Raw genomic sequence first — 11,600 nt, forward strand, 5'->3', positions numbered from 1 at the left:
TGTAAGTAAAAGAAACGAGACATAGTAAAGAAGCTATGAGAAAATGATTGCACATTCTCTCATAGCTTCTTTGGTTATTCATCCACGGTAATGATAGGTGGTGTTTCAAGGAATTTAACTTTTGGATTTCTTTCAATAAGCCATCCGGCCTGCCATTCGTTTGGCAGGAGATAGACAGGTCTCTTCTTTACATCGTATACCACGAGGGCGTTATCAATGCCGACCAGATCTTCCGACGGAGTATTGTTTTCCGTCCAACGTGCCGTAGTATAGGGCAGCTGTTCCAGACGGACATCGACGTTATATTCTTTCTGCAGTCTGTACTTAAGAACTTCAAATTGGAGCTGGCCTACCGCGCCGATGATGAAGGATTCCATGATATAAGGCTGGCTGTATACCTGAATGGCACCTTCCTGTGCCAGCTGGCCTACACCACGGAGGAACTGCTTGCGTTTCATACTGGAAACCGGGGAGAGGCGGCCGAACAATTCCGGAGGGAATACCGGGAAATCGCTGAAGGTGACCGGATGCTTCTTGTCGCATACCGTATCGCCTACACCCAGTTCACCGGTGTCAAAAATACCGATGATGTCGCCTGGATAAGCTTTCTCTACCGTAGTTCTTTCTGTAGCGAGGAACTGTTGCGGCTGGGAAAGACGAATCATCTTGCCGCTCTGGCGGTGAAGGACGGACATCCCTTTTTCGAAAACACCGGAACAGATACGCATAAAGGCAATACGGTCATGGTGCTTTGGATCCATATTGGCCTGAATCTTGAATACGAATCCGGAGAAAGCCGGATTTTCAGGAGAAACAGAACCTTCCAGTGTTTTACGTTCCATAGGAGGCGGAGCCAGTTCCAGGAATTTTTTAAGGAATGGTTCGACGCCGAAGTTGGTCATAGCGGAACCGAAGAACATAGGAGTAAGTTCGCCGGAAGCTACGCGCTGGGCATCAAATGGATCACCTGCTTCATCGAGCAGTTCCAGATCATCTTTAAGGGAAGAGATAATATCCGGATCCAGACGGGAAGTGATAGCCTCATCGGTGAGTTTTCCTGATACGACTTCCAACTTTTTGGTGCCGTGGGCATTATCCTTGATGAAGAGGTGGGCAATCTCTGTTTCCCGGTCAAAAATACCGGTATAGTTTCCGTTGATGCCGATGGGCCAGTTCATCGGGCAGGAGCGGATGCCAAGCACATCTTCAATATCAGCCATGAGGTCAAATGGATTTTTACCAAAGTGGTCAATCTTGTTGACAAAGGTGAAAATCGGAATGCCCCGGGAAGAGCAGACCTTAAACAGTTTCTTGGTCTGTGCTTCCACACCTTTGGCTACGTCGATAACCATGACAGCACTGTCCACGGCCATCAGAGTACGGTATGTATCTTCGGAAAAGTCAGCATGCCCTGGAGTATCCAGAATGTTTACACGGCATCCATTATAGTCAAAATTTAAAACGGAGCTGGTTACTGAAATACCACGCTGTTTTTCAATTTCCATCCAGTCGGAAACCGCATACCGGGACGTCTTTCTGGCTTTTACTGAGCCGGCCAGATGAATGGCTCCCCCGTAAAGAAGCAGTTTTTCTGTCAATGTCGTCTTGCCGGCATCTGGATGGGAGATGATGGCAAATGTACGGCGACGCTTGATTTCGTCAAGAACAGTCATTATACACCTCATATAAAAACACAATATTCTTTATTATACAAAATCTAATAGCTAAAATCCAATTCAGAGGCCGTAATTGTTCAGAAATGCTAGAAAATAGGTGATAAAAAAGGTATAATTGAAAGAAACGACAAAAATAGGAAGAGAATCTTTTTTCCTGAAATGGAGGAGTGAGAATGGCCAGAAGAAAAGGGCAGAAATGCTGGGAAGGAATTCATCGGGATGGGTGGCTGGCGCTGTATGGAGATACAACGGTCATGACGGATCTGATGATGGAAATCTTTGCCTGCCTGTATCACTCCCCGGACAGAACAGATAATGCCAAGCATATAGCGCAGATACTTAATATGGAATATCGTGCGCTCAACGCAGCGGTAGGCTGGGCAGGGAATAAGATAAAGGATATATGTGAGGCCGAGCGCAAGGCGGATGCCGCTTCACAGAAGAGCCATATCCTCGTATCCGGAGATGAACCTCAGCCGGACATGTCCCCATGGGAATATGTCTTTAATGGGATAGAGGATGAGGATGGCACCTATCTCTGGATTATGAAAGAGGCGGCAGCGGACGCTTTCCGCGAAATGGAAGAGGCTAATCTTATGGCAGATGTGGGGATACGGGACATCCTTTCCCGGGATATATCATCCTACGGTAGAGAAGGCAGCCTCTTTTCTCAGACACCGGATCAGACCATCGCACTCATCCGGGAATGGATAGAAGAACGGGACCGGTTCACCCGCAAATCACTGACAGAACACGCGCAGTGTACAGTATGCGGACTGTCACGCCTTTCCCTTCTCTGCGCCGTTCCTTATGGAGAAGTGGAGAAAAGGCAGAAGGGACTTCTGTTCTGTCCTACCCATGCCGCGCTTTTTGCTTCTCATCTTATTTCATACAGCGACAGGGGAAAGTTACTGGTATCCAGCAGGCTGAGTGAGGATGAGAAAAAAATTATGGGACTCGAAGATGGGGCTAAAGCCCGTAATCCATTCAGCCGGAGGCGGATGACTCTTCATCGTAGAATATTTAATAAGGAAGGAAAAGAAAAATGATTTTATCTGGGAGAGAAATTGAGCGTCACCTTGGACATGAAATAAGCATTGAACCATTTGTTAAAAGCAGACTGAATCCGAACAGCTATAATCTGACACTGGCAGATGAACTGATGATTTATGATAATCATGAACTGGATATGAAAAAAGAAAACACCGGACATCTGATTAAGATTCCGAAAGACGGGTATCTGCTTAAGCCGAACACTCTGTATCTGGGACGTACCCATGAATATACCCGTACGGATTGTTTTGTCCCCATGCTGGAAGGTCGCTCATCCATTGGACGTCTGGGGCTGTTTATCCATGTAACGGCCGGATTTGGCGATGTGGGATTTAATGGATACTGGACACTGGAAATGTTCTGTGTACAGCCTATCCGTATTTATGCCGGCGTAGAAATCTGCCAGATTTATTTCCATACTGTTCTGGGAGAAGCGGATAAGTATACTCATGGCAAGTATCAGAACAATAAGGGAATCCAGCCAAGCCTTCTGTACAAGGACTTCGAAAAAAAATAAAAATTTTTTCATGGTATATGAACAGTCTGGAATGCCGACTATCATTGAAAAGAATTGGGGTACAGGAATTTTTCTGTACCCCATACAGAGGTCAGATTTATAAGTATAGCCTTTACAGGGGTTAAAAAAGATTGTATAATACAGTTAATTTAATAGATATGGCATTGCAATGAAGCAAGCAGCAGGTATAAGGATATGCCTTGCTGCTTTTTTGTTTCCTCTGTGGATGTAGGTATCTGTTGAATAGCTGAATGACTATTATGATAAGGAGGCAGTTTTATGAACAAGGTATTGAAGAGATGCATAATCGCAGGTCTTTCCTGTGTGGCTGGAGCCGCATTACTGGCTGGATGTGGTGGCGGAGACAAACAGTTTCTGAATATCGCCACTGGTGGTACCGCAGGAACATATTATCCGTTAGGCGGTGCTGTCGCTGAGATTCTCAACCAGAATATCGAAAACATGAACGCCAGTGCACAGTCTACCGGTGCCTCCGTAGCCAACATCAACATGTTGAAGGATGGCTCTGTAGATCTGGCATTTGTGCAGAATGATATTGCTTATTATGCATATAATGGCAAGGAAATGTTTGAAGGAAAGAAAGTCGACTCTATCCGTGGGCTGGCTGCACTGTATCCGGAAACTATTCAGTTCGTAACTACTGCAGATTCTGGCATTAAGAATATTTCAGATCTGCGCGGTAAAAAGGTTGCAGTAGGTGCATCTGGTTCTGGGGCGGAAGCAAATGCCCGTCAGATTCTGGCAGCATATGGTCTTACTTACAATGACATCAAGCCACAGTATCTGTCTTTCGGCGAAGCATCGGATGCATTGAAGGATGGCAATGTAGATTGCGGTATTGTAGTAGCTGGATATCCAACAGCAGCTATTCAGGATTTGTCTGCTACCAAGTCTGCACGGATTGTTGAAATCGACCCGAAGATTCAGGATGCCCTGATTGCCAAGTATCCATATTACACTAAGATGACGATTCCGGCAGGTACCTATAAGAATCAGACAGCACCGGTTAATACCGTAGCGGTTAAGTGTGTACTCGTAGGTACGGATAAGATCAGTGATGACCTGGGAGCACAGATTGTTAAGGCTATTTATGGACACCTGGATCGTATGAAGGCAGCACATGCAGTAGGTAAGTATATTACCAAGGATACGGCACTGGATGGTATGTCCATTCCGATGAATAAGGGGGCAGAAAGCTTCTTTAAGTCCTGATTTTCGAAATGATGGCGATATGATAAAGGGCGAAACGGGCTTTCAGAAAAGCTCGTTTCTGTCTTCTTAAGGAGATGACACTGATGAAGAAAGCAGTGACTGCATTGGGGATAGCCTGCCTGGCAGTTTTTCTGTATATCCTGCATCTGCCGTTTATTTTCGGACAGACAGCCACAGGTTTTATCTTTATCCAAAGGGCATACGCGCAGATGCCGGTCACGCTGAATTACAGGCATTCCGTGATGAAGACGCCTATCGAGGAAAATCTGTATGTTAACAATGAGGTAGATGGGTTAGTCCTTAAATCGACAAAATACCAATCGTTAGGAGTAGGTCTTCCCTTCCTTGCCAGCGATGGACAATTCCGACAGGAAGGCCCTTGGTTCATAATGGATAACATGAATCGAAAATATCCTACACTTTCACTACGCAATGGAGTGAGTAACAATGGAGTGATTCGAGTAGGAAATAAATCCTATACGCTAACGGAATATATGCCGTTGGGATCGGAATTATATGTTTACGTATGTCCTCTGTATCAGGGGTTGTTTAAAGAAAAAACTTTCAGATAGTAATAGGAGTTGAATAAAATGGATGAAAAGCATGTGGACGATTCCGTGAACACAAAGTCCATAAATGAAAAGCTTAAGAGTCTGGATAAGGAATCGGCTACCGTGGAATATACCGGTATATGGGGAAAGCTGATTGCTGCGTTGTGTATTTGTTTTTCCCTGTTTCAGATTTATACCGGGTTCTTCGGCGCATTTGATGCCATGATTCAGCGCTGTGTTCATCTGAGTTTTGGCATATCCCTGGTATTCCTGCTTTGTCCAACGAAGAAGGCATGGATTCGGGGTGGTAAGGTTAACCCGCTGGATCTGGGGCTTGCTATTCTTGCAGCCATTCCACCGATTTATATTCTGGTAAATTATCAGAGTCTTATTCTTCGCGCAGGTACGGTAACGACAACCGACTTTATCATTGGACTTCTGGGAATTGTAATGGTATTGGAAGCAGCAAGACGTATTGTGGGGACGTCCATTGTAGCGGTAGTCATCTTGTTCCTGGCTTACGGATATTTTGGCCCATATATGCCGGGACCGCTTGCACATAGAGGGCTTAGTCTGGAACAGATGGTAAGTCATCTTTTCTATACTACCGAAGGGGTATTTGGCATTCCTTTGGGGGTATCTTCTACCTTTATTTTCCTGTTCATCCTCTTTGGGGCCTATCTTGAAAAGACAGGTCTTGGCAAATTCTTTATTGATATTGCCAATGCCATTGCCGGATGGGCTTCAGGCGGTCCAGCCAAGGTTGCGGTTATCTCCAGTGCACTTCAGGGAACGATTTCCGGCTCTTCCGTAGCGAATGTAGTAGGCTCTGGTTCCTTTACTATTCCTATGATGAAGAAGCTGGGATATAAGAAGGATTTTGCCGGCGCAGTAGAAGCTGCTGCATCCACAGGTGGGCAGCTTATGCCACCGATTATGGGGGCTGCTGCATTCCTTATGGCGGAATTTGTAGGCGTACCTTACATGGAAGTAGTTAAGGCTGCCGTAGTTCCGGCTATCCTGTACTTCATCGGGGTTTTCCTGGGAGTTCATTTTGAAGCGAAGAAGGAAAATCTTGTAGGAACACCAAGGAGCAAGCTTCCATCAGCAAGAGCGATTATGCATGAAGAAGGTCACCTGGCCATCCCGCTGCTGGCTATTATCGGTTTGCTGGCATCTGGGTATACACCAATGAAGGCAGCCCTGGGGGGGATTGTTATCTCCATTGCTACGGCTATGCTTCGTGAAAATACACGAATGACTTTCGGAGATATTGTAGATGGTCTGATTAAAGGTGCCAGAGGAGCATTGGGTGTGCTTATGGCCTGCGCGGCAGCGGGGATGATTATTGGTATCGTGACCAAGACTGGGGTAGGCCTCAAGCTGGCTTCTGTTCTTGTGGGCATGGCTAATGGTAATGAAATCATATTGCTTTTCTGCACTATGCTTACGTCTTTGATACTGGGGATGGGGGTACCGACTACAGCAAACTATGTTATTACCTCCACTATTGCGGCTCCAGCTCTTATCGGACTTGGAGTACCGATTCTGGCAGCGCATATGTTTGTGTTCTATTTCGGTATTATTGCGGATATCACACCACCGGTTGCACTGGCTGCTTATGCAGGAGCGGCTATTTCCGGAGGAGATCCGCTGAAGACCGGTGTCAATGCATCTAAGCTCGGAATTGCGGCATTCATCGTACCATATGTATTTGTTCTTTCTCCTGCTTTGCTTGGAATTCATGCATCAGCAGGGCAGGTCATTATGACTACGATTACTGCGCTTATAGGTATGGTTGGTATCAGCAGTGCCATGATTGGATATCTGTATAGACGCTTGAATGCGATTGAACGTCTTATTATTTTCGCAGCTGGGCTTTGTCTTATTGATCCGGAATCCTTTACGGATCTGGTGGGAATCGGAGTTATGATTGTACTTGTTGCGTTCCAGTATTTCAGGAGCAGAAAAGTTAATGCATAAAGAGAAGGCTCTGGCGCCATGGCGCCAGAGCCTTTTAATAATAAGACCGCCAGATATCTGGCGGTCTTATTATGTGATGCAGTAAATGATTTATTTACGCTTCCCTGTGGATTTTTTCTTTTTTTCTTTTGGGTGAGGCAGAAGAAGGTGGGAATCAGCTGGATGAATCAATGGTTCATCCCAGATATGTCCCAGGTGCTTCCTTAATTTTTCCACCATATCAGGGATGTGGACAGGACTTGTTTTCCGTACGGCCGGTGTAAGTACAGGCAGACGCCCGGGGAGGATTTCCAGGTCAATAGGAAATTTAGGCCCCTTATCACCATCCACGTTGGTCCAGAGTTCTGCATCCTTATCTACACCTTCCAGTGAGATGTGGGCTTTTTTTACACCGATAACCGTGAGAAGATCTTCTCCCATCTGCTGACCGGTAAACAGAAGCGGCGCCTGGCGAATAGTCCGCAGCCAGGCAAAATTTCTGAAAAGGGCCAGTTTAATCATACCGGAATGACGTTCTTCTTCTGGGATGAGATTGCGGAAACTGCCTGCAGAATCCGTGAGCATACCGGCAATGAGCGGTGATGTAGTCTGAATAACCGTACCGTTTTCCTCTTCAATGCGAAAATGGTAAGATTTCTGTTTTGGAAAAATCTGAACGGCCTTCATAAAGTAGGCCATGGAACCAAAAAGTGTTTTTTCTTTTATGGTTACCTGACTCATGGCTTCTGGAAGAAGCCCGGCAGCAACAATATTAATAAAATACTGGCCGTTAATTTTGCCTACATCTACTGGAGTGATAACCGCATTTTCAAATGTGCGGATAGCGCCTTTAGGTGAGCGGGGGATTCCCAGCGCACGCGCCAGGTCATTAACAGTACCAAATGGCACAAAGCCAAAGGCAGAGCGGCTCTTTACTGGAACCATACCATTAATTACCTCATTAATGGTTCCATCACCGCCCATGCATATTACGTCGCGATTCTGTTCAGCGGCCTGACGCGCAAAATTGCGGGCATCACCGGACTTGTTAGTTAACCGGATTATGATGTCATCGTAAGTTCTCGCTAAAACAGAATTAAGCAGTGGTATATATTTGGGAGCCCGTTCCTTCCCTGATGTAGGATTTACAATCATGGTACAAGTAGTATTGCGTTCCATGAGATACCCCTTTCCTGAAAAATTCTTATCCTATTATACCCGACTTCATATAAGGATACAAAAGAAAATTAATCATAATAGAGTTTGGATGATCACATAAAAATTTTTCAAAGAGCTATTGACATAGAAAAATAGAAACATTATCATATATCCAACCAACGTAAGACAAGCAAAACAGACAGAAGCGGAGAACGAGAAGGGTCAGATAAAAAAACAATTACAGAGAATCGACAATCGGTGGAAGTCGATATTGTTGTATCTGATTTATCACTCGGGAGCTCTTTTTCTGAAGTGAGTAGGAAAAAGCGTAGTTCACGTTACGAACGGGAGATGTTCAGCGTTTCCTTATAAGTGATAAAGCAAAGTGGTACCGCGCACAGCGCCTTTGGTTCGGAAATTCCGGAACAGAGGCGTTTTTTGTTGGTTAATACTTGTCAGTAGTTTTTCTGAGAGGAGAAAAGTATTATGAAAACATGGAAAAAAGGTTTGGCAGCTATGGCGGCTGCAGCACTGCTGGCAGGAGTATTTGCAGGTTGTGGCAACAGCAATTCTGATGAAGCAGCAGGTTCAGGCAACACCGTTAAATTTGGGTTTATTACCGCTTATACCGGCCCAGGCGCTGCCTATGGTCAGGCAATGAAGGATGGTGTGGATCTGGCCGTTGATGAAATTAATAAGGATCCAAATACTAAGTATAAGATTGATTTGGTTACTTATGATACCAAGCTTAATAAGACAGAAGCCGTTAATGCTATGAAGAAGGCAATCGAAGAAGATAAGGTTCTGGCAGTAGAGGGTCCAATGACTTCCGGGGAAATGTTTGCTGCAGGCCCGATTGCACAGCAGTCTGGCGTAGTCGCTTTTGGTACCGGTACAACTGCACCGGGAATTACTGATCTCGGCAATTTCATTTTCCGTAACGCAATTCCGGGTAAGCTTGGCATTCCGATTACCGTAGAAAAGGCACATCAGAAGTTCGGATTTAAGAAGGTTGCCATTCTGTATTCCAACAATAATGACCAGATGGTAGGTGAACATCAGATTTATACAGACCTGTTTAAGAAGATGGGGCTGGATGTAGTGGCTGATGAAACCTTTGCAGATAAGGATACTGATTTCTCTGCTCAGCTTACTAAGATTCAGCAGGCTAATCCGGATGTTATCTGTGTAGCAGGTCTCTACCAGGAATCGGCTCTGATTGCAAAGAAAGCCCGCGAGATGGGCATGAACCAGCCGATTATCGGTGGCAATGGGTTCAACAGCCCGGCATATATCAAACAGGCTGGTGCAGCTGCTAATGGCAGTCTGGTAGCTACTCCATGGAATCCGGAAAGTGATACGCCTAAGGCTAAGCACTTTATTGAAGCATTCAAGGCTAAGTATGGACATGAACCGGATCAGTTTGCAGCACAGGCTTATGATGCTATGTATCTTATGCATGATGCAGCAGAAAAGGCAGGGACTACTACTGACCGCAAGAAGTTCCGTGATACCCTGGCTGGAATCAAGGGATTTGAAGGCGCTACTGGTAAGTTTGAATTTGATGATAATCGTGACCCGAAGATGGATCTTACTGTTCTTCAGGTTAAGGATGGCAAGTGGGTTCCGCTCGCTTAACTGATTGGTAATCCATGAATCTCAGTTAGCAGGAAAGGAAGAAATTGCAGATTAATTCTGTTGTTTCTTCCTTTTTCTTATGGGGAGAAGAAAAGAAGAAACAGGTAGCAGATGATATAATGAAACGAATAGATACCTGGAGGGTTACAGCCTATGAACAAAAAGAAAATCATTATCATAACAACCGGTGGCACGATTGCCATGAAGAAAGATGAAGTCACAGGAGCGCTGGTACCGGCGCTGTCCGGGGAAGCACTGATTGACACCGTTCCCGGCATTGATGATGGTGCCCATATAGAAGTAAGAGAATTCTCCAATATCCCCAGTGAATATATGACTCTGGACAGGATGGGGGCGCTTGCTGCCTTTATTGAAAGTCTGGATACTGATGAGGTAGATGGTTATGTGATTACCCATGGTACAGATACTATGGAAGAAACAGCATTTTTCCTTAATCATACGGTTCATCTGAATAAGCCTGTCTGTCTTACCGGTGCGATGCGAAGCGCGGCAGCGGCAGGTACGGATGGACCTGGAAATATTCTGGCAGCGGTTCGGGCGGCATGTTGTGATAATCTGTACGGCATGGGGGTCCTGGTAGTTATGAATGACCGGGTTTATCTGGCAGATGATGTTGTGAAATCCCATGCCACGGCGACAGATGCATTTACATCCGCTTCTTTCGGGCCTGTTGGTTTTGTAAGCGGGGATAAGGTAGTCGTCAGAAAGTGCAGCCAGAAACGATGGATAGGGAATGTACAGGATCTGAGTGCCCGGGTGTGGATTGTACGCTGTGGAGCTGGTATGGATGACTCACTGCTGGCGGGAGTTCTGGCAGCTGGTGTTGATGGCCTGATTGTAGAAGGGTTTGGCTGTGGTAATGTTCCACTGGGAATGGCCAGTGCATTAAAAACTATGGTAAAGAAAGGTATCCCCGTGATTCTGACATCAAGAACCGGTCATGGCTATGTAGAACGGGAATATGGGGGAGATGGAGGAACAGCAGCCCTGGAAGATGCCGGAGTTATTTCTGCAGGAGGGCTTAGTTCCCAGAAAGCCAGAATCCTCCTGATTCTGGCCATAGGCGATCATCTGTCCAGCAGTCAGATTTCTGCAAGACTCAGAGAAATTCAGTAATTTGCAGCAAGAAGAATTTCTAATAAAAATCGGCCTTGACATTTAATGGATGAAAAGTTATACTAAACAAGTCAGTTGAACCTGACGTAACTGAATAATTACGATGGTATCGTAAAATCATCCATATGGAGAGGTGTCCGAGTGGTTGAAGGTGCATGATTGGAAATCATGTTTACGGTGATAAGCCGTAACGGGGGTTCGAATCCCCCTCTCTCCGCCAAACAGAAGAGCTCGTAGAATACGACGGGCTCTTTTACTTTGCTTATTTTGTTCGATGCAGTTTATCGGGTTATAGGACATTTTGTGTGTTTTTTAATGCCAATGGAGCTAGTATTTATCGAGCTTCATTGGCATTTATTTTTTCTGAGATGATTTTTGAGGGTGGACAAAAAGTGTTGTAAAAAAGTCTCAAATCCCTTGCCAATACTGGTGAAATGGGCTTTTATTTTTCTGTTGAAACTTTATGTTTGTTTGGAGGGAGTTTATGAGAAAAATAAGATGCCCTTACTGTGGCTTTTCTTGCCGTAGGCATGGAAAAACCAGTGCCGGAACTCAGCGTTGGTATTGCAGTAATTGTAAGATTGCATTTACCAGTAAGAATGATCATCAATTGAAGGATTTTAATTTATTTCAGGAATGGTTATTTGGTAAAAATGTACAAAAGGAAATGCCGGG

General features: G+C 45.1%; 10 protein-coding genes, 1 tRNA gene and 1 other annotated feature. Of the genes, 9 read left to right on the forward strand and 2 right to left on the reverse strand.

Annotated elements, in window-relative coordinates; genetic code table 11:
- Positions 1-74: 74 nt before the first annotated feature.
- Positions 75-1,673: a peptide chain release factor 3 gene (locus BLQ79_RS01905; RefSeq protein WP_091363255.1), complete on the reverse strand. Its 1,599-nt coding sequence runs from the start codon at positions 1,671-1,673 to the stop codon at positions 75-77.
- Positions 1,674-1,849: 176 nt separating this feature from the next.
- On the opposite strand from BLQ79_RS01905, the gene BLQ79_RS01910 reads away from it, so the two are divergent.
- The 5 genes from BLQ79_RS01910 to BLQ79_RS01930 all read left to right on the forward strand — a co-directional run bounded on the left by BLQ79_RS01910 (position 1,850) and on the right by BLQ79_RS01930 (position 7,013).
- The gene (locus BLQ79_RS01910) at positions 1,850-2,725 is read left to right on the forward strand and encodes a type II restriction endonuclease (RefSeq protein ID WP_091363257.1); all 876 of its coding nucleotides are present in this window, start codon (positions 1,850-1,852) and stop codon (positions 2,723-2,725) included.
- Positions 2,722-3,246, forward strand: a complete 525-nt coding sequence (gene dcd / locus BLQ79_RS01915) for a dCTP deaminase (protein WP_091363259.1) — start codon at positions 2,722-2,724, stop codon at positions 3,244-3,246. Before BLQ79_RS01910 ends, dcd begins: the two co-directional genes overlap by 4 nt.
- Before the next feature lie 279 nt (positions 3,247-3,525).
- Positions 3,526-4,479, forward strand: a complete 954-nt coding sequence (locus BLQ79_RS01920; protein WP_091363260.1) for a TAXI family TRAP transporter solute-binding subunit — start codon at positions 3,526-3,528, stop codon at positions 4,477-4,479.
- Positions 4,480-4,562: 83 nt separating this feature from the next.
- The gene (locus tag BLQ79_RS01925; RefSeq protein WP_159427815.1) at positions 4,563-5,051 is read left to right on the forward strand and encodes a DUF1850 domain-containing protein; all 489 of its coding nucleotides are present in this window, start codon (positions 4,563-4,565) and stop codon (positions 5,049-5,051) included.
- 18 nt (positions 5,052-5,069) lie between these two features.
- A complete protein-coding gene (locus BLQ79_RS01930; protein ID WP_091363264.1) occupies positions 5,070-7,013 on the forward strand; it encodes a TRAP transporter permease in 1,944 nt (647 codons plus the stop codon).
- Between the two features lie 90 nt (positions 7,014-7,103).
- Here BLQ79_RS01930 and BLQ79_RS01935 read toward each other — a convergent pair whose 3' ends face one another.
- Positions 7,104-8,171, reverse strand: a complete 1,068-nt coding sequence (locus BLQ79_RS01935) for a diacylglycerol/lipid kinase family protein (RefSeq protein WP_091363266.1) — start codon at positions 8,169-8,171, stop codon at positions 7,104-7,106.
- A gap of 178 nt (positions 8,172-8,349) precedes the next feature.
- Positions 8,350-8,561: a binding site (T-box leader), on the forward strand.
- A gap of 75 nt (positions 8,562-8,636) precedes the next feature.
- On the opposite strand from BLQ79_RS01935, the gene BLQ79_RS01940 reads away from it, so the two are divergent.
- The 4 genes from BLQ79_RS01940 to BLQ79_RS08340 form a co-directional block, all read left to right on the forward strand.
- Positions 8,637-9,788, forward strand: a complete 1,152-nt coding sequence (locus BLQ79_RS01940) for an ABC transporter substrate-binding protein (RefSeq protein ID WP_091363268.1) — start codon at positions 8,637-8,639, stop codon at positions 9,786-9,788.
- 153 nt (positions 9,789-9,941) lie between these two features.
- Entirely contained in the window at positions 9,942-10,925 is a 984-nt protein-coding gene (locus BLQ79_RS01945; RefSeq protein WP_091363269.1) for an asparaginase, read from the forward strand.
- A 127-nt stretch (positions 10,926-11,052) separates the two neighbouring features.
- Positions 11,053-11,145 (forward strand) — tRNA-Ser (locus tag BLQ79_RS01950).
- Positions 11,146-11,409: 264 nt separating this feature from the next.
- Positions 11,410-11,600, forward strand: a 191-nt coding sequence (locus BLQ79_RS08340; RefSeq protein WP_456151358.1) for an IS1/IS1595 family N-terminal zinc-binding domain-containing protein, incomplete at its 3' end; no start/stop codon positions are given.

This window comes from Dialister histaminiformans (genome assembly GCF_900103425.1).
GTDB classification, from domain to species: Bacteria; Bacillota; Negativicutes; order Veillonellales; family Dialisteraceae; genus Allisonella; species Allisonella histaminiformans.

Coding starts and splice junctions, on each gene's coding strand:
- BLQ79_RS01905 (WP_091363255.1), bottom strand. CDS start 1,673: ATGACTGTTCTTGACGAAATCAAGCGTCGCCGTACATTTGCCATCATC.
- BLQ79_RS01910 (WP_091363257.1), top strand. CDS start 1,850: ATGGCCAGAAGAAAAGGGCAGAAATGCTGGGAAGGAATTCATCGGGAT.
- dcd (WP_091363259.1), top strand. CDS start 2,722: ATGATTTTATCTGGGAGAGAAATTGAGCGTCACCTTGGACATGAAATA.
- BLQ79_RS01920 (WP_091363260.1), top strand. CDS start 3,526: ATGAACAAGGTATTGAAGAGATGCATAATCGCAGGTCTTTCCTGTGTG.
- BLQ79_RS01925 (WP_159427815.1), top strand. CDS start 4,563: ATGAAGAAAGCAGTGACTGCATTGGGGATAGCCTGCCTGGCAGTTTTT.
- BLQ79_RS01930 (WP_091363264.1), top strand. CDS start 5,070: ATGGATGAAAAGCATGTGGACGATTCCGTGAACACAAAGTCCATAAAT.
- BLQ79_RS01935 (WP_091363266.1), bottom strand. CDS start 8,171: ATGGAACGCAATACTACTTGTACCATGATTGTAAATCCTACATCAGGG.
- BLQ79_RS01940 (WP_091363268.1), top strand. CDS start 8,637: ATGAAAACATGGAAAAAAGGTTTGGCAGCTATGGCGGCTGCAGCACTG.
- BLQ79_RS01945 (WP_091363269.1), top strand. CDS start 9,942: ATGAACAAAAAGAAAATCATTATCATAACAACCGGTGGCACGATTGCC.